General features: G+C 71.1%; 24 protein-coding genes. 10 read left to right on the top strand and 14 right to left on the bottom strand.

Annotated features, from left to right (window positions below; genetic code table 11):
• Positions 1 to 30: 30 nt before the first annotated feature.
• The 3 genes from HOO61_RS12070 to HOO61_RS12060 are packed head-to-tail and all read right to left on the bottom strand — an operon-like array spanning position 31 to position 2517.
• Positions 31 to 1086: a PP2C family protein-serine/threonine phosphatase gene (locus HOO61_RS12070; RefSeq protein ID WP_172258979.1), complete on the bottom strand. Its 1056-nt coding sequence runs from the start codon at positions 1084 to 1086 to the stop codon at positions 31 to 33.
• The gene (locus tag HOO61_RS12065) at positions 1083 to 1991 is read right to left on the bottom strand and encodes an Fpg/Nei family DNA glycosylase (protein WP_172258978.1); all 909 of its coding nucleotides are present in this window, start codon (positions 1989 to 1991) and stop codon (positions 1083 to 1085) included. Before HOO61_RS12065 ends, HOO61_RS12070 begins: the two co-directional genes overlap by 4 nt.
• Positions 1984 to 2517, bottom strand: a complete 534-nt coding sequence (locus HOO61_RS12060) for a ribose-5-phosphate isomerase (RefSeq protein WP_172258977.1) — start codon at positions 2515 to 2517, stop codon at positions 1984 to 1986. The genes HOO61_RS12065 and HOO61_RS12060 overlap by 8 nt, the downstream gene beginning before the upstream one ends.
• Before the next feature lie 241 nt (positions 2518 to 2758).
• Between HOO61_RS12060 and HOO61_RS12055 the strand changes: the two genes are divergently transcribed.
• Together HOO61_RS12055 and HOO61_RS12050 are read left to right on the top strand one after the other, a co-directional pair.
• Complete coding sequence (locus tag HOO61_RS12055) at positions 2759 to 4111, top strand: HNH endonuclease signature motif containing protein (protein WP_172258976.1); 1353 nt, start codon at positions 2759 to 2761, stop codon at positions 4109 to 4111.
• Between the two features lie 60 nt (positions 4112 to 4171).
• Positions 4172 to 4411, top strand: coding sequence for a hypothetical protein (locus HOO61_RS12050; RefSeq protein ID WP_172258975.1), 240 nt, complete (start codon positions 4172 to 4174; stop codon positions 4409 to 4411).
• A gap of 199 nt (positions 4412 to 4610) precedes the next feature.
• Here the strand turns inward: HOO61_RS12050 and HOO61_RS12045 are convergent, their stop codons facing one another.
• The 3 genes from HOO61_RS12045 to metG are packed head-to-tail and all read right to left on the bottom strand — an operon-like array spanning position 4611 to position 7877.
• Entirely contained in the window at positions 4611 to 5498 is an 888-nt protein-coding gene (locus tag HOO61_RS12045) for an alpha/beta hydrolase (RefSeq protein ID WP_172258974.1), read from the bottom strand.
• Between the two features lie 7 nt (positions 5499 to 5505).
• Positions 5506 to 6087 (bottom strand): hypothetical protein, encoded by a 582-nt coding sequence (locus HOO61_RS12040; RefSeq protein ID WP_253942383.1) that lies wholly within the window; start codon positions 6085 to 6087, stop codon positions 5506 to 5508.
• Positions 6084 to 7877: a methionine--tRNA ligase gene (gene metG / locus HOO61_RS12035; protein WP_172258973.1), complete on the bottom strand. Its 1794-nt coding sequence runs from the start codon at positions 7875 to 7877 to the stop codon at positions 6084 to 6086. The genes HOO61_RS12040 and metG overlap by 4 nt, the downstream gene beginning before the upstream one ends.
• Positions 7878 to 7985: 108 nt before the next feature.
• On the opposite strand from metG, the gene HOO61_RS12030 reads away from it, so the two are divergent.
• Positions 7986 to 9569: a cation:proton antiporter gene (locus tag HOO61_RS12030; RefSeq protein WP_172258972.1), complete on the top strand. Its 1584-nt coding sequence runs from the start codon at positions 7986 to 7988 to the stop codon at positions 9567 to 9569.
• Here the strand turns inward: HOO61_RS12030 and HOO61_RS12025 are convergent.
• A complete protein-coding gene (locus tag HOO61_RS12025) occupies positions 9562 to 10161 on the bottom strand; it encodes a DsbA family protein (RefSeq protein ID WP_172258971.1) in 600 nt (199 codons plus the stop codon). The two genes, HOO61_RS12030 and HOO61_RS12025, sit on opposite strands and share 8 nt — an antisense overlap.
• A gap of 60 nt (positions 10162 to 10221) precedes the next feature.
• Between HOO61_RS12025 and pepN the strand changes: the two genes are divergently transcribed.
• Positions 10222 to 12774 carry an aminopeptidase N gene (gene pepN, locus HOO61_RS12020; protein WP_172258970.1) on the top strand — a complete coding sequence of 851 codons (2553 nt, stop codon included), beginning with the start codon at positions 10222 to 10224 and terminating at the stop codon, positions 12772 to 12774.
• An 83-nt stretch (positions 12775 to 12857) separates the two neighbouring features.
• The gene (locus HOO61_RS12015) at positions 12858 to 13484 is read left to right on the top strand and encodes a transcriptional regulator (RefSeq protein ID WP_172258969.1); all 627 of its coding nucleotides are present in this window, start codon (positions 12858 to 12860) and stop codon (positions 13482 to 13484) included.
• 7 nt (positions 13485 to 13491) lie between these two features.
• On the opposite strand, the gene HOO61_RS12010 is transcribed toward HOO61_RS12015, so the two are convergent.
• Together HOO61_RS12010 and HOO61_RS12005 are read right to left on the bottom strand one after the other, a co-directional pair.
• Positions 13492 to 13875 (bottom strand): DUF5130 family protein, encoded by a 384-nt coding sequence (locus HOO61_RS12010; protein ID WP_172258968.1) that lies wholly within the window; start codon positions 13873 to 13875, stop codon positions 13492 to 13494.
• Positions 13862 to 14251 carry a hypothetical protein gene (locus tag HOO61_RS12005; RefSeq protein ID WP_172258967.1) on the bottom strand — a complete coding sequence of 130 codons (390 nt, stop codon included), beginning with the start codon at positions 14249 to 14251 and terminating at the stop codon, positions 13862 to 13864. Before HOO61_RS12005 ends, HOO61_RS12010 begins: the two co-directional genes overlap by 14 nt.
• 31 nt (positions 14252 to 14282) lie before the next feature.
• Here HOO61_RS12005 and HOO61_RS12000 point away from each other — a divergent pair, with 31 nt between their 5' ends.
• Entirely contained in the window at positions 14283 to 15338 is a 1056-nt protein-coding gene (locus HOO61_RS12000) for a mechanosensitive ion channel family protein (protein ID WP_253942381.1), read from the top strand.
• 43 nt (positions 15339 to 15381) lie between these two features.
• A complete protein-coding gene (locus HOO61_RS11995) occupies positions 15382 to 15759 on the top strand; it encodes a globin (protein ID WP_172258966.1) in 378 nt (125 codons plus the stop codon).
• Here the strand turns inward: HOO61_RS11995 and HOO61_RS11990 are convergent.
• A complete protein-coding gene (locus tag HOO61_RS11990; protein ID WP_172258965.1) occupies positions 15743 to 16603 on the bottom strand; it encodes a thioesterase family protein in 861 nt (286 codons plus the stop codon). The genes HOO61_RS11995 and HOO61_RS11990 overlap by 17 nt on opposite strands.
• Before the next feature lie 42 nt (positions 16604 to 16645).
• On the bottom strand, positions 16646 to 16828 hold the full coding sequence (locus HOO61_RS11985; RefSeq protein ID WP_172258964.1) for a hypothetical protein: 183 nt from the start codon (positions 16826 to 16828) through the stop codon (positions 16646 to 16648).
• A gap of 134 nt (positions 16829 to 16962) precedes the next feature.
• Here HOO61_RS11985 and HOO61_RS11980 point away from each other — a divergent pair, with 134 nt between their 5' ends.
• The 3 genes from HOO61_RS11980 to HOO61_RS11970 all read left to right on the top strand — a co-directional run bounded on the left by HOO61_RS11980 (position 16963) and on the right by HOO61_RS11970 (position 19362).
• Positions 16963 to 17559, top strand: coding sequence for a TetR family transcriptional regulator (locus HOO61_RS11980; RefSeq protein ID WP_172258963.1), 597 nt, complete (start codon positions 16963 to 16965; stop codon positions 17557 to 17559).
• 61 nt (positions 17560 to 17620) lie between these two features.
• Positions 17621 to 18835, top strand: coding sequence for an acetyl-CoA C-acetyltransferase (locus HOO61_RS11975; RefSeq protein ID WP_172258962.1), 1215 nt, complete (start codon positions 17621 to 17623; stop codon positions 18833 to 18835).
• A gap of 35 nt (positions 18836 to 18870) precedes the next feature.
• Complete coding sequence (locus HOO61_RS11970; protein ID WP_172258961.1) at positions 18871 to 19362, top strand: MarR family winged helix-turn-helix transcriptional regulator; 492 nt, start codon at positions 18871 to 18873, stop codon at positions 19360 to 19362.
• A 3-nt stretch (positions 19363 to 19365) separates the two neighbouring features.
• On the opposite strand, the gene ettA is transcribed toward HOO61_RS11970, so the two are convergent.
• The 3 genes from ettA to HOO61_RS11955 all read right to left on the bottom strand — a co-directional run.
• Complete coding sequence (ettA, locus tag HOO61_RS11965; protein ID WP_172258960.1) at positions 19366 to 21048, bottom strand: energy-dependent translational throttle protein EttA; 1683 nt, start codon at positions 21046 to 21048, stop codon at positions 19366 to 19368.
• A 76-nt stretch (positions 21049 to 21124) separates the two neighbouring features.
• A complete protein-coding gene (locus HOO61_RS11960; RefSeq protein WP_172258959.1) occupies positions 21125 to 21526 on the bottom strand; it encodes a single-stranded DNA-binding protein in 402 nt (133 codons plus the stop codon).
• Positions 21527 to 21691: 165 nt separating this feature from the next.
• Positions 21692 to 23323 (bottom strand): GTP-binding protein (locus HOO61_RS11955; RefSeq protein WP_253942380.1); only part of this gene is annotated, 1632 nt, incomplete at its 5' end.

Here is a 23323-nt window from a genome sequence, read left to right as displayed (position 1 = left end):
CCACACGCGTGAGCGTGCGCCCCAACCGGCTCAGCGCCGGTGCACCAGCAGCAGGGCGCGGTCGTCGTTGCGCGACCCTAGCGCCTCGACGAGGCGGGTGGCCCCGCCCTCGAACTCGCCGCGCAGCAGCCGCTCGGCCTGGCCGAGCATCCGGTCGATGCCGAGCGCGATGTCGCGGTTGCGGGTCTCGACCATGCCGTCGGTGTAGAGCAGCAGCGCATCGCCGCGGCGCATCTCCCCCGAGACCGCGGGGAAGCTCGCCCCGTCGATGAGGCCCAGGATCGGCCCCTCCGACTCCAGCACCTCCCAGCGACCGGAACCGGCGTGGCGCAGGGCGGCCGGGGGATGACCGGCGCTGCGGATGTCGTAGTGGCCTGTCGCGAGGTCGAGCGAGAGGTGGATCGCGGTGGCGAACCCCTCGTCCCAGTCCTGCTGGAGCAGGAACCGGTTGGCGCCGTCGAGGAACTCACTGGGCGGCAGGGCGCTCAGCAGCCCGCCGAGTGCGCCGCACAGCAGCAGGGCGCGGGTGCCGGCGCCCTGGCCCTTGCCGGAGACGTCGACGACGGCCACCTCGAGGCGGCCCTCGACGCGCGAGGCGACGACGAAGTCACCGGCGAACGGGGTGCCCCCGGCCGACCGGAGCTCGCTGGCGGCGTACCACTCCGCGGGCAGGTCGGGGATGCCGCCCTGTCGAAGGATGCGGTCGCGCAGGTCGACGAACATCATCTCGCCCTGGATGCCCGCCACGCCGAGGCGCGTGCGACGGAACGACGACAGCAGCACTACGAACCCGAGGCCGAAGATGATGGCCACGGTCAGCGCGATACGAAGGTCGATCTTCTCCTGGGTCGGCACCACCAGGGCCAGGACCAGGAGCACGAAGACCACGAACCACGGCAGCTGCCGCGGCCCCAGCACCAGGCTGGAGAGCACCAACGGGACGAGCAGGCTGACCAGCGGGAGGCTCTCGTCGAAGCGCCAGATGGCCAGGCCGATGAGAACCGTCGCGACGACGAGCGCGACCAGGGTGCGCGACCCCCGCGGAACGAGCCGGTTCGCGGCGGTGTTGAGCGATGGAGAACTCATCCCCGAGCCCCTCCTGCTCTCCCGGTCCCCTTGGTGGCAGATCGTACGGCCCGGGAGCGGAACTTCGGCTGGCATTTGGGGCACCAGAACGTGTTGCGTCCGACCAGCTCACCGGTACGCACCGTCGCCCCGCAGACCAGGCAGGGCTGCGAGGTGCGGCGGTAGACGTAGACCTCGCCCCCGTGGTCGTCCTTGCGGGGTGGGCGCCCCATCGCCTCGGGGGTGTGCTCGGGTCGCACCGTGTCGATCCTGCCGGTGCGCACGCCCTCTGCCATGAGCTCGACGAGGTCGGCCCACATCGCCCGCCACTGGCCGCTGCGCAGGGTGTTGCCCGGGCGCAGCGGGTGGATGCGGTGCCGGAAGAGCACCTCGGCGCGGTAGACGTTGCCGACGCCCGCCAGCACCTTCTGGTCCATCAGCAGGTCGCCGATCGCCCGAGGGCTCGCCGAGATGCGGCGCCAGGCGAGGTCGGGGTCGGCGTCGGGTCGCAGCGGGTCGGGACCGAGGCGCCCCAGGATCTCGGCGCGCCGCGCGGCACCCACCAGGTCGCAGATGATGGCGCCACGCAGGTCGGCGTACGCCGCCGGGCGGGGGTCGACGGGGTCGCCCACCGTGACCAGACGCAGTCGTACGGCGCCGACCGGGTCGGGCACCACGCCGCCCGCGGGCGTCGTACGCACGTCGAGCTGGCCGATCAGGCCGAGGTGGACGTGCACGACGCGCTCACCCTCGAGCTCGAGGAACAGGTGCTTGCCGGCGGAGTCGGCACCGACCACGCGCGAGCCGTCGAGCTGCTCCGCGTCGGCGGCGAAGCGGCCCTGCGGTGACGACACCCGGACCCTCCGCCCAGCGAAGGCGGCGGTCAGGTCGTCGGCCAGCTTGCGAAGGGTGTGCCCCTCAGGCATCCGCGTCGTCGGAGGACGTCTCCGGGTCGGGACCACGCAGGGCCGACTCCGGCAGCGGGGGCAGCTCGCCCGACTCGTCGTAGGTCGAGAGCTGGCCGATGCGACGCACGTGTCGCTCGTCGCCGGAGAAGGGCGTGGTCAGGAAGACCTCGACGAACCGGGTCATGTCGTCCACCGGGTGCATCCGGCCGCCGACCGAGACGACGTTGGCGTCGTTGTGCTCGCGGGCCAGCACCGCCGTCTCCTCCGACCAGGCCAGGGCACATCGGATGCCCTCGACCTTGTTGGCCGCGATCTGCTCGCCGTTGCCGGAGCCGCCGATCACGACGCCCAGGCTGTCGAGCCCCTCGGCGCGGTCGGCCGCGACCCCCTCGGCCGCCCGGAGGCAGAAGCACGGGTAGTCGTCGAGGGCGTCGTAGACGAACGGACCGTGGTCGACGGCCTCGTAGCCGTGGTCCACCAGCCAGGTCATCAGGTGGTCCTTCAGCTCGAGGCCGGCATGGTCGGAGCCCAGGTGAACACGCATGGGAGGAGTTTGGCAGAGCCGGACCGCCGGCACCGAAGCGGCTGAGTGTGGCTGCGGACTCGCAGCGCTCCTCGCGCCCGCTCGACATGAGGGAGGGCAGCGGCACGGCTGTCGGGACCGATGCCCCGGCCTCCCCGTCCCGGCGTCGAATCATCCACATCGGGGACTGGCCGGCGTTGACGGTGGGACACGAGTCGTGGGACAATCGAACACACGTTCGACGACGGCTCGGGGAGATGAGATGACGGCGGCTCAAGCAGACGGTCAGGTGTGGCAGGCCGCCGACCTGCACGCCCTCGCCGATCTGCTCGCCGACCTGACACCCGGTGCCACGCCGGTCGACCACCTCGACCAGCTCGAGGCCCTCGAGCGGATCACGTCAGCCGCCGCGGCGGCGAAGGTGGTCGTCACGGCCACGTTCGCAGACGCTGCCGACACCGAGGTCGACGTGGACGTGCCTGTGAGCGGTCGGCGTACGCCGCCGCGGGCGATGTCGATCGGCGCCGAGGTAGCGCTCGCCACGATGGCGAGCCCCCACGCAGGTGAGCAGCGGGTGCTGCTGTCGCGGCGGCTGCGCGACCACCTCCCCCTCACCCTGAGCGCCCTCGCCCGCGGCGAGCTCACCGAGGAGCGAGCCTTCGCCATCGCGCGCGAGGTGGCCCACCTCACGCCCGAGCAGCGCAGCATGGTCGACGCCGACCTCGTCCCACGACTGGCCGGCCTCGGCGACGTCCGCCTGCGCCAGGCGGTGCGCCGCTCGTGCCTCACCCACGCCGCCGAGTCCGAGACCCGGCGTTGCCGACGAGCTCGCGCCGACCGGCGGGTTACCAGCCGTGCCCTCGACGACGGCACCGGACAGCTCACCGCCACCCTGCCCCTCGAGGTCCTCGCCGCGGTCCGCACGGCCCTCGACGCTGCGGCCGCGACCGCCCGCACCGACGGTGACGTGCGCACCGCCGGGCAGGTCCGCGCCGACACCCTCGCCGCCCGGATCACCGGCGCCGAGACCGTCACCGACCCGGTCCCGGTGCGCGTCAACCTCGTCATCGGGGTCGAGTCCCTCCTCGACACCGGCACCGAGCCCGGCCTCGTCCCCGGTGAGGGGTTCCTGCCCGCAGCACTCTGCACGGAGTGGGTACGCCGCGCCAGCGACGCCGCGAAGGCCACCCTCCGGCGACTCTTCGCCAGCCCCGAGGACCGGGTGCTCGTGGCGATGGAGTCCACCAGCCGCCGCTTCGACGGCCAGCTCGCCGAGCTCCTCGACCTCCGCGACGCCGGCACCTGCCGCACCCCGGGCTGCAACGCCGCCATCCGGCACCACGACCACATCACCCCCGCCGCCGATGGCGGGCCCACCGAAGCCGCCAACGGCCAAGGCCTGTGCGAGCGCTGCAACTACGTCAAGGAATCACCCGGCTGGACCTCCTGGGTCGCCGACCCCGGCCACAAGCACCTCCACGAGGTCCACAGCGTCACCGAACACCTCCGCATCACCCGCTCCACCTCACCACCACTACCGGGCGGACCAGCAGGCACCGTCGGCTACTCCCCAGTCGAGCTCCGGCTCGCCAGCAACTACACCCTGGCCTCGTAGTCCCAGGCCTCACGGGCAAGACCACCGTGGCAACGCCGGCGAGGCAGGAACCAGCTCGCCGTGATCTCGCAGGACGTGGTCCGTCGAGAGGTGCTGTGGGCGAACGATCGAGCGGGCAACCCGGCCATCGGCATGATCGACGTGATGGCCCGCTACGCGCTGGACCAGTGCTTCTCCGCCGACCGTCGAGGGCATCCTGCATCCCGACCGCTACGGCGACACGGAGCGGCGTATGTCGACGGCCTCGACGAGACGACCATCCGCGCCGGGAAACCGTGGACGACGTCATCGGACGCGTGAGCAGCGACTGAGGGTGAGCCTGGGGCTAGGCGTCGGAACAGGTTGAAGAGGTCGACAGTTCAACCATGGTTGTGCAGACCCCGACCCTCGGAGTAGACCTAGTGATGCTCACGAGGTGCCCGAAGATGCTCGCTCGCGCAGTCGAGCGCCGGCGGGCACCCCGTGAGACCAGCCGGACGATGATCGCCGGCGCCGCCGCTCAGCCAGCTGTGAGGTGCTGGTCGAGCCAGCCGGCGACCTGGCGCACGAGGGGCTCGGAGGCCGTGAAGGTCGCGTGCCGCCAGAAGCCGTGTGTCTGGCCCAGGCAGCGGATGCCGACGACCTCGACCCCGGCCTCCGCGATGCGCCGGGCGAGCTCCTCCCCCTCGTCACGGAGCGGGTCCGCCTCCGCCGTGGCGACGAAGGTGGGCGGCAGGGTGTGCAGGCGCTCCGAGAGCAGCGGTGCGAGGTCGGGGTCGTCGTAGTCGGCCTCGGTGCGGGCGTACTGCTCCCAATACCAGGTCGCTTCAGCGGGGTCGAAGCCCGACGCGGCCCCCAGCTCCCACGACGGAAAGGCGTTGCGCGGGTCGAGGAAGGGGTAGATGAGTGCGACCGCGGCGAAGAAGCCCGGGTTGCGCAGGGCAGCCACGACGGCGAGGTTGGCGCCGGCCGAGTCGCCGTGGGCGGCGTACGGCCCGGTCAGGCCCGACCCGGCACCTTCCCGGCGGAGCCAGCCGACGACCGTGTCGAGGTCGTCGGGGGCGGCGGGGAACGGGTGCTCCGGCGGCTGGCGGTAGTCGACGCTCAGCACCGCCCGGCGGCCGCGGTTGGCCATGCGCCGGCAGATGCCGTCGTGGACGTCGACGTCGTTGAGCACGAACCCACCGCCGTGGGCGTGGACGACGAGCCCCGGCACCGCGTCGGCCGGGACGTAGAGCCGGCAGCGGACACCGTCGGCGTCGACGTCCTCCACGCGGGCGACGTCCTCCCGCGGCTGGCGGAGGTTGAAGCGACGTACGTCCTCGCGGTGGGCGGCGAGGTCGAAGCCGGGCGCGCTGAGGTCGGGACCGGCGTCGGCCTCGACGGCCGCGCGGACCTCGGGGTACATCACGGGATCAGCGCGCCATCAGCGCGTCGAGGGCGACCGCGACAGCAGCGGCGACGCGGAAGTCGACCCGCTGGTCCGGCACGGTCACGCGGTAGCGGTCACCGATCGACATCTTGCGCTCGACCGAGAAGAGCGGCGCACCACCCGCGTCGACGAAGTCGAAGTGGATGGGGATGAAGTCGAGCTCGGTGAAGCGGCGCAGCAGGCCGGCGACCTGGTTGCGCTCCTGGCCGGTGCCCGCGTAGCCGGGGCCCTCGATGTGGAAGGTCGAGCGCAGCAGCGAGGCGCCGAAGTCCTTCCGGAAGAAGCCGATCTGGGCGCCCGACTCGTCGGTGATGTCGTAGCCGGCGTTGAGGTCGAGCTTCCTGCGCGCCTTGAAGCCGAACACCGCGCGCGACTTGCTCGCGTCGGAGAAGAAGGTGACCTGCTCCTTGAAGGCCATCCGCTTCTGCTCGGCGAGCGCCATCAGCCGCGTCGGGTTGCCTGACTCGTCCGACTCCGACACCTCGTAGCGGTTGACCATCATCGTGAGCTTCTGCTTCACCACGAAGTGGGGCAGGTACATCTCGGCGGGCGTCCCGGACGTCATCGGGAGAGCTCCTCCTCGACGACCGACGGGTCGAGCTTGGTGAAGACCGGCGTGGGCTTGTCGACCTTCGCCCCGACCACGACCGGGCGTGACTCCCACGCCGGCGTCGAGGTGTACTCACCGGTGATGACCGAGTACGACATGTGGCCGGCGCCGTTGTCGGTCTCGAGCTCCTCCACCTGCTCGATGCGCGGCATCGGCATGAAGTCGCCCTCGCCGCCGAGCACCGCGTGCACCTTGTTGGCCGCGTGCGGGAGGAACGGGGAGAGCAGCGTGTTGCAGTCGCTCACGCACTGCGCCGCGACGTGCAGCACGGTGCCGAGCCGCTCGCGCTGGGCGTCGTCCTTCATCTTGTAGGGCTCGGTGACGGTGAGGTACTTGTTGACCTCGCCGACGACCCGCATCGCCTCGGCGATGGCCGCGCGCAGACGGTGCTTCTCCACCAGGCCGCCGACGGTCGCGAAGCCCTCGCGCACGGTCGCGAGCACCTGCTCGTCGACCTCCTCCAGCGGGCCGGCTGCGGGGATCTCGCCGAAGTTCTTGGCGATCATCGTGGCGGTGCGATTGACCAGGTTGCCCCAGCCCGCGACGAGCTCGGAGTTGTTGCGGGTGACGAAGTCGGACCAGGTGAACGCGGCGTCGGAGGTCTCGGGTCCCGCGGCGCAGATGTAGTAGCGCAGCGCGTCCGGGCCGTAGCGGGCGAGGAAGTCGCCGACGTAGATGACGTTGCCGCGGCTGGTGGAGAACTGGGAGTCGCCGAAGGTGAGGAACTCGCTCGAGACCACCTCGGTGGGCAGGTTGAGCGTGCCGTACGTCCCCGGCTCGCCACCCTTGTCGCCCTTCCCGTTGTAGGCCAGCAGCTCGGCCGGCCAGATCTGGGAGTGGAAGACGATGTTGTCCTTGCCCATGAAGTAGTACGACTCGGCGTCGGCGTCGTTCCACCACTCGCGCCACTTGTCTGGCTCACCGAAGCGGCGGGCCCACTCGATGGAGGCGGACAGGTAGCCGATGACGGCGTCGAACCAGACGTAGAGGCGCTTGGTCGGCTGGTCCTCCCAGCCCGGGACCGGGATGCCCCAGTCGATGTCGCGGGTCATCGCGCGCGGCCGGATCTCCTTGAGGATGTTCTGGCTGAACTTGATGACGTTGGGGCGCCACAGGCCGGTCGCCTCACGCTGGTCGAGCCACTCCCCCAGCGCCCCGGCGAGCGCCGGCAGGTCGAGGAACCAGTGCTGCGTGTCCTTGAACTCCGGGGTCTCCCCGTTGATCTTCGAGCGCGGGTCGATCAGGTCGGTCGGGTCGAGCTGGTTGCCGCAGTTGTCGCACTGGTCGCCGCGCGCCGCGGTGTACTTGCAGATGGGGCAGGTGCCCTCGATGTAGCGGTCGGGCAGGGTGCGACCCGTGGAGGGGCTGATCGCCGTCTTGGTGGTCTCCTCGACCATGTAGCCGTTGCGGCGGCACGTCTCGAACATCTCCTGCACCACCGCGTAGTGGTTGCCGGTGGTGGTGCGGGTGAAGAGGTCGTACGACAGGCCGAGGCCGCAGAGGTCGTCGACGATCACCTGGTTGTACTTGTCGACCAGCTCGCGGGCGGGCAGCCCCTCGTTGTCGGCCAGCACCAGGATCGGCGTGCCGTGCTCGTCGGTGCCGCTGACCATCAGGACGTCGTGTCCCGCCATCCGCATGAACCGGCTGAAGACGTCGGAGGGCACGCCGAAACCGGCGACGTGGCCGATGTGGCGCGGGCCGTTGGTGTACGGCCAGGCGACGGCGGACAGGACACGAGTCATGGGCGCAAGCCTAGTGAGGCACACCGACCGGTCCCGAGCCGGTCCTGAGTGCGGCACGCGGGGATCGCCCAGCACCTAGGGTGGCGCCGACGGTCCGTGGGAGGTGGGATGTCGGTCGACCTGGTGCTCATGCTGTCGGCGGCCGCGGCCGGTGGCCTGCTGGCACATGCCCTGCGCCTGCCGCCGATGGTCGGCTTCCTGGTCGCCGGCTTCGCCATGGCCGGGGCGGGTGTGACCGGGACGTCTGCGCTGGACGCGCTGGCGGAGCTCGGAGTGGTGCTGCTGCTCTTCGCGATCGGGCTCAAGTTCGACGTGCGCGTGCTCGTACGCCGCGAAGTGCTGGGGGTGGGTGCCGTGCACGCCCTCCTGAGCATCGGGTTGGTGCTGACCGTGCTCGCGACAGCTGGCGCCCTCGGGCTCCGCCTGCTCGCGGGAGTCGAGGTCACCGACCTGCTGCTGGTCGCCCTCGCCCTGTCGTTCTCCAGCACGGTGGTCGCGGTCAAGGTCCTCGAGGAGCAGAACGCGACACGTTCGCTCCACGGGCGCACGACCATCGGCATCCTGGTCGTCCAGGACCTGGTCGCCGTGGCCGCACTCGCCGTCGTCGAGGGCGAGGCCCCCAGCTGGTGGGCGCCGCTGCTCCTGCTCCTGGTGCCCGCCTCCTGGCTGGTCCGCCGCATGCTCGACGGGCTCGACCACGGCGAGCTCCTCACGCTCGTCGGAATCACCCTCGCGCTCGTCCCCGGCTACGCCCTGTTCGACGCCGCCGGGCTCAAGGGAGACCTCGGGGCCCTCGCAGTCGGCGTCCTGCTGGCACCCTCGTCGAGGGCGGAGGAGCTGGCCAAGTCCATCTTCTCGGTCAAGGAACTGCTCCAAGTCGCCTTCTTCCTGTCCGTCGGCCTGCATGGAGCACCCGACCCGTCAGGCATCGCCCTTGCGTTGGCTCTCGTCGCGCTGGTGCCACTCAAGGCCGTCCTGTTCGCGCTGCTCCTGCGGGCCTCCGGCTTCCGGGTCCGCACGGCGACCCGGGCGGCCGCCTCCCTCGGGAGCTTCTCGGAGTTCGCGCTCATCGTCGTCGTCGCGGCGACCGCTGCCGACGCCGTCGATCGCGAGTGGCTCGCCACGATCTCGACGGCCGTCGCCATGAGCTTCGTCGTCGCATCAGTCACGAGCGCCGCGGTGGACCTCCTGTCGTCCTCTGCGTCGCGCCGGGTGGCAGACCCCGCGCGGCTCCATCCGGAGGAACGACCCATCGACCTGGGACGCGCCGATGCGTTGGTGCTGGGCATGGGGCGCCTCGGCCGAGCAGCGAGCGGGCGGCTCGTCGACACGTACGGCCTGCGCGCCACCGGTGTCGACTCCGACGCCACGCGGGTGGACGACCTGCGCGCCGAGGGTCTCCACGTCGTCGAGGGGGACGCCACCGACCCGCTCTTCTGGGCACGCGTCAGCGACGAGGGCACCGTACGCCTCGTCGTCCTGGCAATGCCGTTCCACGGCAGCAACGTCGCGGCCCTCGACCAGCTCCGTCGCAGCGGGTTCGGTGGAGCGGTGACGGCGGTGACTCGTTACGACGAGGAGGTCGCCCACCTCGCAGAGCGCGCCGCTGTCGTCGGTCTCTACGACGCAGCGGGCGCCGAGCTGGCGGACCAGGCCGTGCGCGCCGCCGGCCCGGACCCCGGCATCAGCTGAAGTCGAGGTCGCCCGTGCGGGAGCGCTTGAGCTCGTAGAAGTAGGGGAACTTCGCGACGGCGACGGCGCCGTCCCAGAGCTCGCCGGCCTCCTCGCCGCGCGGGATCTTGGAGAGCACCGGACCGAAGAACGCCGAGCCGTTGATGTGGATGGTCGGCGTGCCGACGTCGTCGCCGACGGCGTCCATGCCCTCGTGGTGGCTCTTCGCCACCGCGTCGTCGAGGGACGCGTCGTCCCACGCGTCGATCAGGTCGGCGGGCAGGCCCACGTCGGCCAGCGAGGCGGCGACGGTGTCCCGCGACAGCTCCTCGCCGTTGTTGTGCCGCCGCGTGCCGATGGCGGTGTACCACTCACCCAGGGTCGCGTTGTCGTGGAGCTCGGCGATCTTGATCGCGACGCGCACCGGCTTCTCGGTGCCCTGGAGCATCTCGCGGTAGTCGGCGGGGATGTCCTTGTCCTTGTTGAGGTAGGCCAGCGACATCACGTGCCACTGCACGTCGATGTCGCGGACCTGCTCGACCTCGCGAATCCAGCGCGAGGTGATCCAGGCGAACGGGCAGAGCGGGTCGAACCAGAGATCAGCGGTAGCCATGCCAGGCACAAGTGCCCCTCCGACGCTGGTATTCCTCGAGCCCGGTGGCAGGATGCCCGCATGCCTGGAACCAACCTCACCCGGGACGAGGCCGCCACCCGCGCCGCCCTCCTGGACGTCACGGCGTACACCGTCGACCTGGACCTGACGTCAGCCACCCAGCCGGACGAGACCACCTTCGTCTCCACCACCACGCTGGAGTTCACCTGCCGGCAGCCCGGCACCGACACGTTCGCCGACCTCGTCGCCCCCCACGTCCGCGAGATCACGCTCAACGGACGCAGCCTCGACCCCACCACGGCGTACGCCGACAACCGCATCGCGCTCGACGGCCTCGAGGCGACCAACACGCTCGTCGTGACCGCCGACTGCGCCTACTCCAACACCGGCGAGGGCCTGCACCGCTTCGTCGACCCGGCCGACGACAAGGTCTACCTCTACAGCCAGTTCGAGGTGCCCGACGCCCGCCGCGTGTTCACCACCTTCGAGCAGCCCGACCTGAAGGCCGTCTTCACCTTCAACGTCACCGCGCCGTCGCACTGGGTGGTCGTCTCCAACGCCGCCACTCCCGAGCCGGTCGAGGCTGGGAACGGCGCGTCGGTGTGGCGCTTTCCCACCACCAAGCGGATGTCGACCTACATCACCGCGATCGTCGCCGGTGAGTACCACGGCGAGTTCGACACCTACGAGGGCAAGTTCGGCACGATCCCGCTCGGCCACTACTGCCGCCAGTCGCTCAAGGAGCACATGGACACGGCCGAGCTGGTCAAGCTCACCAAGCAGAGCTTCGAGTGGTTCGAGGAGCAGTTCGACTACCCCTACCCGTTCGGGAAGTACGACCAGCTCTACGTCCCCGAGTACAACGCCGGGGCGATGGAGAACGCCGGCTGCGTGACGTTGCGCGACGAGTACCTCCCCCGCAGCCGCCAGCCGCGCTCGTTCTTCGAGTTCCGCGCCTCCGTCATCACCCACGAGATGGCCCACATGTGGTTCGGCGACCTCGTCACCATGAAGTGGTGGGACGACCTCTGGCTCAACGAGTCGTTCGCCGAGTGGGCCTGCTACTGGTGCGAGGCCAACGCCACCGAGTTCACCGACGCCTGGACCGGGTTCGCCAACGCCCGCAAGCAGACCGGCTACCGCGCCGACCAGCTGCCCTCGACCCACCCGATCGCGGCCGACAACGTCGACCTGCACGCGGTCGAGGTCAACTTCGACATGATCACCTACGCCAAGGGCGCCTCGGTGCTCAAGCAGCTCGTGGCGTGGGTCGGCATCGAGCCCTTCCTCGAGGGCCTGCGCGCCTACTTCAAGGAGTGGGAGTACGGGAACCCCGAGTTCAAGGACCTGCTCACCACCTTGGAGAAGTCCTCGGGCCGTGAGCTGCAGGGCTGGGCGCAGGAATGGCTCCAGACGGCCGGCGTCAACACCCTCGCCCCGTCGTTCGAGCTCGACGGCGCCGGCGCCTACTCGTCCTTCGCGGTCAGCCAGACGGCCCACGAGGACTGGCCGACGCTGCGCCGCCACCGCCTCGGCATCGGCCTGTACGACGAGGTAGGTGGCCGGCTCGTCCGGCGCGACTACCTCGAGATCGACGTCGAGGGCGCCAGCACCGAGGTGCCCGAGCTCATCGGCGTGAAGCAGCCGGCGCTGCTGCTGCTCAACGACGAGGACCACGCCTACGCCAAGATCCGCCTCGACGAGCGGTCGCTGGCCACCGCGATCGGGTCGCTGTCCACCTTCGAGGACTCGCTGCCGCGGGCGCTCGTCTGGGGCGCCGCGTGGGACATGACCCGCGACGGCGAGATGCGCACCCGCGACTGGGCCGACCTGGTCCTGGCCAACATCGGCCAGGAGAGCGACGCATGGGCGGTGACCCGGATCCCGGCGTCCACCGCGCTCGCGATCAGCTTCTACTCCGACCCCGCGCACCGCGGTGAGCTGAAGGCAGCCTGGGAGAAGGGCCTGCGCGAGCTGCTGCTCGCCGCGGAGCCCGGCAGCGACCACCAGCTCACCTTCGCCCGGTCCTACGCCGGCGCCGCCCACAGCGACGCCGCGCTCGACGACCTCATCGGCCTCCTCGACGGGTCGTTCGAGGTCGAGGGCCTCGCCGTCGACCAGGACATGCGCTGGGCGCTCATCACGGCCCTTGCGAAGCAGGGTCGCTTCGGCGACGCCGAGATCGACGCCGAGCTCGAGGTCGACAGGACCATCTCGGGCAAGGAGCAGGCAGCCGCGGCCCGCGCCGCCCAGCCGACCGCGGAGGCCAAGGCGGCCGCGTGGGACGCGCTCCTCGACCCCACGACGCCCAACGAGACGTCGCGCGAGATCGCGTTCTCGATCTTCCGCTTCGGCCAGGAGGACGTGCTCGAGCCGTACCTGGAGAAGTTCCTCACCGCGTCGGAGACGCTCGTCGACGTGCTGGGCTTCCACAAGGCCTCGACGATCCTCGAGTACGGCTTCCCCCGGCCGCTCGGCTCGGAGGCCACGCTTACCCGGCTCGACGAGTGGCTCGCGGACAGCTCGGCGCCCAAGCAGGCGCAGCGCTACGTCGGCGAGGCGCGCGCGGAGATCGCCCGCGCGCTGGCGGCGCAGCGCTACGACGCCCGCTGACCGGTTCCAGAGCACACGGCGGAGCCCTGAAGTCACCCGATGACCTCAGGGCTCCGCCGTCCTCACGTCGAGAGGAGCTGGCGGTGACCGACCCCGCCCTGCTGGCGCTGCACGCCGTACGGCTGCTGGGCTTCGCGGACACGGCGCGAGTGGCCGCGCGCTACCGGCTCGATCGCGACGGCGTCGGGTCGCACCTCGAGGACCTCCGGGCCCGCGGCTGGGTGACCAGGAGCGAGTTCGCCGGGACCAGCGGCTGGTCCCTCACCGACCGCGGCCGATGCGAGGACGAGCGACTGCTCGCCACCGAGCTGGACGCCACCGGCGCTCGTGACGCCGTGGCGGAGGCCCACACGCTCTTCCTCCCGCTCAACGGCCGGCTCCTCGACGCGGTGACGCGGTGGCAGCTGCGTCCGGTCGGCGCGAACGCGTTCGCGGCCAACGACCACAGCGACTTCCGTTGGGACGACCGTGTCCTGGCCTCACTGGCGGCGATCGGTCGCCGGCTCGGCCACCTCGAGGCCGAGCTCGTCGGCGCGCTGCCGAGGTTCGCGGGCTACGTGTCGCGGTACGACGCCGCGCTGGCGCGGTCGGTGGGTGGGCAGCACCGGTGGGTCGACGGTGTCGGCATCGACTCGTGCCACGTCGTGTGGATGCAGCTGCACGAAGATCTCATCGCCACGCTCGGGCTCGAGCGTCGCGCCGGGGGGTGACCAGCCCTCAGGCGTGGAGGGTCTTCTGCGGCCGGGCGTGCTCGGCGAGCATGGCGATGCCGCGCTGGAGACCGACCAGCAGGTTGCCGGCGGCGAACTCCGACGACATGGCCAGGACGGCGAGCTCGACCTCGGCGTCGCTGAGGTGTCGGCGTACTTCACCGCCGGTGACGACCTCGATGACGCGGCGGCGCGGGTCGACGAGCACCAGCACGCTGCGGGCCGGCACCACGAGCCGGTTGTGGAGCCGGGTCGCCCAGGCGCGGGTGTCCTCGCCCTCCACCGGGCCGACGTAGACCGAGAACTCGAACCGGCAGGTCTGCTCGGCCAGACGGATCGTCTTGTCGAGGGCGAGCCGGTCGGTCTCGCTCAGCACCTCACCAGCGGCCACTTGCGCCACCTGCTCGGGAGTCGTCGCCATCGGGGGCGGGGAGCTCGGCGACGCCCTGGCGGGGTCCGCCGATCCACTGGACCTCGCCCGCCGAGTGGTCGGGCAGGAGCTTCTCGCCGCGGACCATGGCCGGCAGGTAGACGGCGACCGCGATGAGCGCGAAGAGCAGCAGCGGGGCGCCGACGAACAGGCCCAGGGCGCCGAGCACGTCGAGGCTGGAGTGCTCGGTCTGGCCGCCCCAGCCCTCGGGGACGTCGGCGTGGGCCGGCGCCGCGAGCAGGGCGAGGACGGCGCCGGCGGCGAGGGCCGCGGCACGGCCCGTCCGGCGGGCACGCGGGCTGCGGGACGAGCGGGCGGGACTGACGTGCGTGGTCACGGGCAACAGGGTATCGCCCATACTGGCCGGCATGCCTCACCCCCTCACCACCCCGATCATGAACATGACCGAGGTCTCCGGGAGCGAGACCAATCCCTGTGAAGACGACGCGAGCCTGTGCAACCTGACGTACGACCAGACCGGCGACGCCACGCTGTCGACGGCCGTGGACTGGGTCGTCGGCAAGCCGTCGGCGCTGCTGGGACTGATCCTCATCGGGCTCCTCGTCCGGTGGGTGCTCCACCGCCTGATCGACCGCGTCGTCCGCAAGGCCGAGCACGGGGTGCTGCCCGACCGCCTCAGCCGTGCCGTCTCGGGCGGCCGCATGGGGGCTGCCCTCAACCTGCGTGAGGACCCGGGCTACACCCGACGTGTCCAGCGCGCGGCCACGATGGGCTCCCTGCTCAAGAGCATCGTCACCGGCGTCGTCCTGACCGTCGTCACGTTGATGTTCATCGCCGAGCTCGGCTACGACATCGGCCCCCTCATCGCGAGCGCCGGCATCATCGGCGTGGCGATCGGCTTCGGCTCGCAGGCCTTGGTCAAGGACTTCCTGTCCGGCATCTTCATGATCTTCGAGGACCAGTACGGCGTCGGCGACGTCGTCGACCTCGGCGAGGCCTCCGGCACCGTCGAGGCCGTGAGCCTGCGCGTGACGCGGCTGCGCGACGTCAACGGCACGGTCTGGTACGTCCGCAACGGCGAGATCCTCCGCGTCGGCAACATGAGCCAGAACTGGGCGCGCACCGTGATCGACGTCACGGTCGGCTACACCGAGGACCTGGTCAAGGTCCGCAGCGTGCTGGAGGAGGTCGCCCACGACCTGTGGGAGGACGAGGACTTCAAGGGCCTGGTCATCGAGGAGCCGGAGGTCTGGGGCGTGGAGTCGATGGGGGTCGACGGCGTCGTGGTCCGGGTGACGTTGAAGACCGCGCCGATGGAGCAGTGGGGCATCGCCCGGGCGATGCGCGAGCGGGTGAAGGCGCGCTTCGAGCACGAGGGCATCAACCTCGCGGTGGCCCAGCGCGTGCAGTGGCAGGAGAGTGCGCCGTCGGCCGCGAACGCCGAGCCGGCGGAGGAGGCGTAGCCCCGGTGCGCGTCGCGCTGGGGCGAGCCGGGAGGATGGTGGCGTGACGACCACGTTCTACGACGAGATCGGCGGCGAGGAGACGATCCGCACGATCGTGCACCGCTTCTACGCCGGCGTGGCGCAGGACGAGGTGTTGCGGCCGATGTACCCCGAGGCCGACCTCGGTCCCGCGGAGGAGCGGTTCACGCTGTTCCTCATGCAGTACTGGGGCGGCCCGACGACGTACGGCGACACGCGGGGGCACCCGCGGCTGCGGATGCGCCACGCCCCGTTCCGCGTGACGCCCGACGCGGCGCAGCGGTGGCTCGTGCACTTCCGGGCCGGGCTCGACGAGGCCGGCCTCACCGAGGAGCAGGACGCCAGGTTCTGGGACTACGTGACGCACGCGGCCCAGTTCATGGTCAACTCGATGGAGTGACCGCGGCGACCATCCCGCGGAGCTCCTCGGGCACCGGCGCGGGTCGCCCGGTCGCGCTGTCGATGCACACGCCGACCACCTTCGCCCGGGCCAGCACCTCGTCACCGTCCCGGACGACCGACTCGAAGACGACCGACGTGCTGCCGACGTGCGAGACCCAGGTGGAGCAGTCGTAGGGCTCGGCACGGAACAGGATCGGGCGTCGGTAGTCGACGTCGGTCTGGGCGACGACGAGGTGGAAGCCCTGGCCCAGCTCGCGGCCGCTGGCCACCATGAGCTGGATGCGCGCCTCCTGGAAGTACTCGAAGTACTTCACGTTGTTGACGTGGCCGTAGACGTCGACGTCACTGAATCGCACGTGCACCGGGTAGCGCCCGCCCGGCACCTCGACGACCTCCGACGGGGCCGGGGGCCGCACCGGCTCGTCCGGCTCGAGCAACCGGCCGAGCGACTCGCGCTCCTCGGGGTGGAGCCGCCGCGGTCGCTCGGTGGCGAAGACGTAGGGGGTGAGCACGGTGCGCGCGCGGAGGAAGACGGTGCGCTCGCCCGACTCGTCCTCCTCGAAGACCTCGTAGGCCATCGTGAAGCTCGCGGCGCGGATCTCGGTGACCCAGCACTCGATCGAGACCGGCTCGAAGCCGAACGTCAGCGAGGCGACGTAGGTGACCTCGTGCCGGACCACCACGACGCCCTCGGCCAGGTCCTCCGCACGGCTGTCCGGGGCGTGGGTGCGGAACATGTCCACCCGCGCCTCCTGGAGGTAGTCGACGTAGGTGACGTTGTTGACGTGGCCGAGCAGGTCGAGGTCGGCCCACCTCAGGGGGCAGCGGTAGAGATGGCGCACGCCCCGATCGTCGCAGATGATCGGCCGCCAGCCGGTCGAGGCTCAGTGGGCGAAGTGCAGGCGGCCGTAGTAGGTCGGGATGGACTCCCGGCGACCGATGCGGTCGCTGCGGGTCTCGCGGAGCGCGGGCGGAACGGCGACCAGGGCCAGGACGAGGGCGGCGAGGGCGGCGACGCCGACGAGGACCAGGAGGGCGATGGCGGCAACGGGGTCGAGGAGCTGCATGTCGGTTCCTTTCTACAGGTGTAGAACTTCTACGTATGTAGAAGCGTACGCCGACGTCGCCCGATCGCAAGTCGGGCCGGTAGTGTCCTGCGTCACCGCGCGCCCCGTCCCGGGCGGCGTACGAGGAGGAGAGCGTGAGCCACGCGCGCGAGGAGCTGTCACCGCGTCGCCGGCAGATCCTGGCGGCGGCGACGACCGTGCTGGCGCAGCAGGGCAACCGCGGGCTCACCCACCGTGCCGTCGACCGCGAGGCGGGGCTGCCCGAGGGGAGCTCGTCGGCCTACTTCCGCACCCGCGACGCACTGCTCCGAGCCCTGGGTGACGTCGTCGCGGACCGGCTGGCCGCCGACGTGGCCGCCCTGGGTGCGAGGCTCGCCTCGTGCCCCGGCGACCACGAGCGCGCGGTCACGGAGGTGTCCCGGCTGTTCTCGCGGTGGCTCGGCGAGCCCGACCTGCTGGCCGCCCGGCTCGAGCTGACCGTCGCCGCGACCCGCGACCCGGCCCTCGCCGAGCGCTTCACGCAGTGGCGCGACGACCTCGTGGGCATGGTGCGCGGGGTGATGGAGGCAGCGGACGAGGACGGCGGCGCATCGGCCGAGACCCTCGTCGCGGCGCTGGACGGCGTGCTGCTCGCGTCGCTCCTCCTCCCCCGGCGACGACGTCGTACGTTCGTCAGCGACAGCGTCGAGCAGCTCCTGTCGGGGCTCGGACCCAACCCTGCGCAGACCTGATCCCCCACACCGCACTAGGGTGCGCAGAGACCGTGCAACCGCCAGTGAACCGGAGTTCTCCATGCCCGAGGCAGTGATCGTTTCCGCAGCGCGCACCCCCATCGGACGCGCGAACAAGGGTTCGCTGAAGGACTTCCGCCCCGACGACCTGACCGTCCTGGCCGTCCGGGCCGCGCTGGACAAGATCCCCGGACTCGACCCGACCGCGATCGAGGACCTCCTCCTCGGCTGCGGCCTGCCCGGCGGGGAGTCGGGCAACAACATGGCCCGCGTCGTCACCACCCTCCTCGGCCTCGAGGTCCCCGGCGCGACGGTCACGCGCTACTGCTCCTCGTCGGTGCAGACCACCCGGATGGCCTTCCACGCCATCAAGGCCGGCGAGGGCGACATCTTCGTCTCGGCCGGCGTCGAGACGGTCTCCCGGTTCGCCAAGGGCACCTCCGACCACCTCCCCGACACTCGCAACCCGCTCTTCGCCGACGCCGGCAGGCGCACCGACGAGATGGCCAAGGGCGGCCAGGACTGGCACGACCCGCGCGAGGACGGCCAGCTGCCCGACATCTACATCGCCATGGGCCAGACCGCCGAGAACGTCGCCCGGCTGCGCGGACTGGACCGCAAGGAGCTCGACGAGTTCGCGGTCCGCTCGCAGAACCTCGCCGAGAAGGCCATCTCCGACGGCTTCTGGGAACGCGAGATCACCCCGGTCACGACGCCCGAGGGCACGATCGTGACCAAGGACGACGGCCCCCGCGCCGGAGTGACGTACGACGCCATCGCCGGCCTCGACCCGGTGTTCCGCCCCGACGGCGTCGTGACCGCCGGCAACTGCTGCGCGCTCAACGACGGCGCGGCCGCGGTGGTCGTCATGAGCGACACCAAGGCCGCCGAGCTCGGTCTCACCCCGCTCGCCCGCATCGTCTCCACCGGCGTGTCCGGCCTCTCCCCCGAGATCATGGGCCTCGGCCCGGTCGAGGCGACGAAGAACGCGCTGAAGTACGCCGGCATGAGCATCGGCGACATCGACCTCGTCGAGATCAACGAGGCCTTCGCCGCACAGGTCGTGCCGTCCTACCAGGACCTCGGCATCGACCTCGACCGGCTCAACGTCAACGGCGGCGCGATCGCCGTCGGCCACCCCTTCGGCATGACCGGCGCCCGGCTCCAGAACACGATGCTCAACAGCCTGGACTGGCACGACAAGACGACCGGCCTGATCACCATGTGCGTGGGCGGCGGCCAGGGCATGGCGATGATCCTCGAACGGCTCTCCTGAGCCGTTCCGGGGCGTTCGCGCACTAGGCTTGCCCCATGACCACGACGGGGGAGCCGCGCTGGCTCGGTGATGACGAGCAGCACTCCTGGCGCGCCCTGATGATGGGGATCACCCTGCTGCTGGAGCGTCTCGACGACGACCTCCGGCGCGAGTTCAGCATGTCGCTGACCGAGTACGAGGTGCTCGTCCGGCTGTCCGAGCGACCTGGGCGGGCGATGCGGATGGCCCAGCTCGCCGACGCGATGGCCCACTCGCGCAGCCGGGTGACGCACACGGTCGCCCGGATGGAGGCGGTCGGCTACGTCACCCGCGGCACGACGCCCGAGGACGGGCGCGGCGTCGTGGCGACCATGACCGACACGGGTTACGACCTGCTCGTGCGGGCGGCCCCGTGCCACGTCGAGAGCGTGCGACGCAACATCGTGGACCTCGTGCCCGCGGAGGACTTCGCGGCGGTGGGACGGGTCTTCGACCGGGTGTCCGACCACCTCGTCAACCGGCACCCGGAGTCGGAGATCCGCCAGTAGCACTCAGTCTCGGGTGAGGCGCCGGTGGGTGACCCGGTGCGGGCGGGCGGCCTCGATGCCGAGCCGCTCGATCTTGTTCTCCTCGTAGGCGGCGAAGTTGCCCTCGAACCAGAACCACTTGGCCGGGTCCTCCTCGTCGCCCTCCCACGCCAGGATGTGGGTGGCGACGCGGTCGAGGAACCACCGGTCGTGCGAGGTGACCACGGCACAGCCCGGGAAGTCGAGGAGCGCGTCCTCGAGCGAGGACAGGGTCTCCACGTCGAGGTCGTTGGTGGGCTCGTCGAGCAGCAGCATGTTGCCGCCCATCTTGAGCGTCAGCGCCAGGTTGAGGCGGTTGCGCTCACCACCGGAGAGCACGCCGGCCTTCTTCTGCTGGTCGGGACCCTTGAAGCCGAACGACGCGACGTACGCGCGCGAGTTCATCTCGAAGTTGGCGACCTTGATGAAGTCGAGGCCGTCGGAGACGACCTCCCAGACGTTCTTGTTGGGGTCGATGCCGCCACGGCTCTGGTCGACGTAGGAGATCTTCACGGTCTGACCGACGGTGAGGTCTCCCTCGTCGGGCTGCTCCTGGCCGGTGATCATCCGGAAGAGCGTGGTCTTGCCGACGCCGTTGGGGCCGATGACGCCGACGATGCCGGCGCGGGGCAGCTTGAACGAGACGTCGTGCATGAGCGTGCGGCCCTCGAAGCCCTTGCCGAGCTTCTCGGCCTCGAGCACGACGTCACCTAGGCGCGGACCCGCTGGGATGTTGATCTCGGAGGTGTCGATCTTGCGCATCCGGTCGGCCTCGGCCGCCATCTCCTCGTAGCGCGCCAGACGCGACTTGCTCTTGGCCTGGCGGGCCTTGGGGTTGGAGCGGACCCACTCCAGCTCCTTCTCGAGCATCTTGGCGCGCTTGGCGTCCTTCTGCCCCTCGACCTTGAGACGGTCCTTCTTGGTCTCGAGGTACGTCGAGTAGTTGCCCTCGTAGGGGTGCGCCTTGCCGCGGTCGAGCTCGAGGATCCACTGCGCGACGTTGTCGAGGAAGTACCGGTCGTGGGTGACGGCGAGGACGGCACCGGGGTAGGACGCCAGGTGGCCCTCGAGCCACTGGACGGACTCGGCGTCGAGGTGGTTGGTGGGCTCGTCGAGGAGCAGGAGGTCGGGCTGTTGGAGGAGCAGCTTGCACAGCGCGACGCGGCGGCGCTCACCACCGGAGAGGTTGTCGACGAGCACGTCCGGCGGCGGGCAGCGCAGGGCGTCCATGGCCTGGTCGAGACGGCTGTCGAGGTCCCACGCGCTGGCGTTGTCGAGCTCGGTCTGGAGGTCGCCCGTCTCCTGCATGAGAGCGTCCTGGTCGGCGTCGGGGTCGCCCATCTCCATGTAGGCGTCCTCGAGGCGCTTCATCTTGGCCTTGAGCTCGCCGACGGCCTCCTCGACGTTCTCCAGCACGGTCTTGCCCTCGCTGAGCGGCGGCTCCTGCTGGAGCATGCCGACGGTCGCCTCGGGGTCGAGGATCGCGTCGCCGTTGTTGGCGTGGTCGAGCTGCGCCATGATCTTGAGCAACGAGGACTTGCCCGTGCCGTTGGGTCCGACGACGCCGATCTTGGCGCCGTGGAGGAACGAGAGGGTGACGTTGTCGAGGACGACCTTGTCACCGTGGGCCTTGCGCACGTTGCGCAGTGTGAAGACGTACTCAGCCATGCGGGCGAGCCTACGGGGAAGCGACCCCGCCCCGACAATCGCACCCGTCGGCCCACGACCCGTCAGGCGCCCGGCGTCAGGCCGCCCGGGCCGGCTGCTCCACCTCGGGCGCGGGCTCGCTCGCCGGGACCGGGCGCGTGAGGACCGTGGTGCCGAACGAGAGGTCGTGGCCCACCGCGGAGGCGACGACCTCGAAGGACGTCTGCGGCTTTCCGTCTCGCTCCCACACGTCGGCAACCAGCCGACCGTGCACGACCACGGGGTCGCTGCTCGCGAGCGAGCTGGCGACGTGGCGGCCCAAGCGGTTCCATGCCTTGACGGTGTGCCAGGTGGGGGTGCCCTTGACCCACTCGCCGTCGCGGTAGCGCGTCGGGGTGCACGCCATCCGGAAGCTGGCGACGGCCCGCCCGTCGGTGAGCTCTCGCAAGGTGACGTCGCCGCCGATCCATCCGGTCAGCGTGATCCGCGTGTCGTTCATGTGTGTGCCTCCTGGTCGTCCGCGGCAGCTGGTCCGCCGCACCTGCCCCAAGGCTCCGGCCGACGACCGACGCCGGAGCTTGCGGTCGCGTCGATCCTGTGGACGACGGGAGATCGGCCCGGGCTGTGGACGATTCGTGGCCCAGCGCGGCCGAGTGGCGACAGCTCAGCGCAGGGCGGCCGACAGCCCGTCGCGGACGGCGGCGTAGGAGGCGAGCTCGGCCTCGATCGGGGCCACGACCAGCTCCGCCGAGACCTCGGAGATCCCGTCGCGCAGCCGCTTGTCGGCAGCCCGGGCGCGCGAGCGCGCGGTGAGCGCGACGAGCCAGCGGCAGACGAGGGCGAGGAGCAGGCCGAGGCCGATCCCGCCGAGCAGCAGGAGGGTCGGCAGCGGGAAGGCGCCCACCTCCGGGGTGGGCGGCTCGGGCAGCCGGGCGTAGGACCCCAGGGTGAGCAGCGCGAGCCAGCCGGCGCCGACGATCGCGGCGAGGATCAGGACGTACTGCAGGACGCGCACGACGCCGGCCCACCACGGGATCTTCGTCGCGCCGAGGTCGGTCGCGGCGACAGCGCGGTCGAGGCGGTCACCGAGGTCGGGCAGACGCGACACCGACGCAGCGCGCACCGCGCTGGCCCAGGACGGCGCCATGCCCTCCCCCACCTGGTCGGCGAGCGCGCGCACCTCGGTATCGACGCGCGCACGCTGCACACCGGTCGCCTGCGGCACGGAGGTGCGCGCGGCGCCGGTGAGCTCCTTGCCCGCCGAGCCGAGGTCGAGGTGGAGGCGCTTGAGCGGGTCGGGCTTGAGGCGCGAGAACCACGCGGTGACGGGCCAGCCGGTCGCGCGGTTGGCACGCATCCGGGTCGAGTCGGCCACCGCCTTCACCACGGTGGGCACCCCGGCCGCGTCGGCGAACGCGTCGTTGAGCGCGGCGACGCGCTCCTTCGACAGGGTCGGCACCTTGCCGGCGCCGGTCGCCGTCTCCAGGCGCTGGGCCGCGGAGCGCACGTCGGCCTCGAGGCGCGAGCGCGTGACCTTCTTCTCCGCGACGCGCTTGGCGATCATGCCGCGCAGCTCCTCGATGCCCCAGCCGTGGCGAGCGCTGACCGGCAGCACCGGGACCCCGGCGAGGCCGTCGGCCTCGAGGAGGCGGCGTACGTCGTCGACCATGCCCGCGCGGCGGTCCTCCGGGACGGTGTCGATGTGGTTGAGCACGACCAGCATCACGTCCTGGTGGCCCGCGAGGGGCTTGAGGAAGCGGTCGTGGATCGCGGCGTCGGCGTACTTCTGCGGGTCGAGGACCCACACCATCATGTCGGCGAGCTGGACGAGCCGCTCGACCTCGAGGTGGTGGGACACCTCCGTGGAGTCGTGGTCGGGAAGGTCGAGGAGCACGACGCCGCGCATCTCGACGTCCTCGTCGGCCTTGGACAGCATGGAGTCGCGGGTGACCTGGTGGCGGGCGGGGATGCCGAGCCACTCCAGCAGCTCCTCGGCGCCCTGCTTGCCCCACACGACCGCGGTGGCCCACGACGTCGTGGGACGGCGTACGCCGACCGCGGCGAGCTCGAGGCCGCTCAGCGCGTTGAAGGTGGAGGACTTGCCGGAGCCGGTGGCGCCGCCGAGTGCGACCACCGTGTGCTCCGCGGACAGCTTGAGCCGGCTCGCGGCGCGGGCGGCCACCGCGCTGGCGTCGTCGACGACCGCGTCGTCGACCCGACCGCGCGCCGCCTCGGCGGCGCGCTCGAGTCCGTCGACGCGCGCGCCGATGTCAGAGCTCCTGGTGACCAGCTTCTT

Origin of the sequence: Nocardioides sp. zg-1230 (genome assembly GCF_013155335.1) — a bacterium.
Lineage (GTDB): Bacteria > Actinomycetota > Actinomycetes > Propionibacteriales > Nocardioidaceae > Nocardioides.
Note: the sequence above shows the minus strand (reverse complement) of the source record. Positions and strands in the feature narration are given on the sequence as shown.

What these genes read in the sequence shown, in the direction of transcription:
- HOO61_RS12070 (WP_172258979.1), bottom strand. Translation starts at nt 1,086, where the DNA reads ATGAGTTCTCCATCGCTCAACACCGCCGCGAACCGGCTCGTTCCGCGG.
- HOO61_RS12065 (WP_172258978.1), bottom strand. Translation starts at nt 1,991, where the DNA reads ATGCCTGAGGGGCACACCCTTCGCAAGCTGGCCGACGACCTGACCGCC.
- HOO61_RS12060 (WP_172258977.1), bottom strand. Translation starts at nt 2,517, where the DNA reads ATGCGTGTTCACCTGGGCTCCGACCATGCCGGCCTCGAGCTGAAGGAC.
- HOO61_RS12055 (WP_172258976.1), top strand. Translation starts at nt 2,759, where the DNA reads ATGACGGCGGCTCAAGCAGACGGTCAGGTGTGGCAGGCCGCCGACCTG.
- HOO61_RS12045 (WP_172258974.1), bottom strand. Translation starts at nt 5,498, where the DNA reads ATGTACCCCGAGGTCCGCGCGGCCGTCGAGGCCGACGCCGGTCCCGAC.
- HOO61_RS12040 (WP_253942383.1), bottom strand. Translation starts at nt 6,087, where the DNA reads ATGACGTCCGGGACGCCCGCCGAGATGTACCTGCCCCACTTCGTGGTG.
- metG (WP_172258973.1), bottom strand. Translation starts at nt 7,877, where the DNA reads ATGACTCGTGTCCTGTCCGCCGTCGCCTGGCCGTACACCAACGGCCCG.
- HOO61_RS12030 (WP_172258972.1), top strand. Translation starts at nt 7,986, where the DNA reads ATGTCGGTCGACCTGGTGCTCATGCTGTCGGCGGCCGCGGCCGGTGGC.
- HOO61_RS12025 (WP_172258971.1), bottom strand. Translation starts at nt 10,161, where the DNA reads ATGGCTACCGCTGATCTCTGGTTCGACCCGCTCTGCCCGTTCGCCTGG.
- pepN (WP_172258970.1), top strand. Translation starts at nt 10,222, where the DNA reads ATGCCTGGAACCAACCTCACCCGGGACGAGGCCGCCACCCGCGCCGCC.
- HOO61_RS12000 (WP_253942381.1), top strand. Translation starts at nt 14,283, where the DNA reads ATGCCTCACCCCCTCACCACCCCGATCATGAACATGACCGAGGTCTCC.
- HOO61_RS11985 (WP_172258964.1), bottom strand. Translation starts at nt 16,828, where the DNA reads ATGCAGCTCCTCGACCCCGTTGCCGCCATCGCCCTCCTGGTCCTCGTC.
- HOO61_RS11975 (WP_172258962.1), top strand. Translation starts at nt 17,621, where the DNA reads ATGCCCGAGGCAGTGATCGTTTCCGCAGCGCGCACCCCCATCGGACGC.
- HOO61_RS11970 (WP_172258961.1), top strand. Translation starts at nt 18,871, where the DNA reads ATGACCACGACGGGGGAGCCGCGCTGGCTCGGTGATGACGAGCAGCAC.
- ettA (WP_172258960.1), bottom strand. Translation starts at nt 21,048, where the DNA reads ATGGCTGAGTACGTCTTCACACTGCGCAACGTGCGCAAGGCCCACGGT.
- HOO61_RS11960 (WP_172258959.1), bottom strand. Translation starts at nt 21,526, where the DNA reads ATGAACGACACGCGGATCACGCTGACCGGATGGATCGGCGGCGACGTC.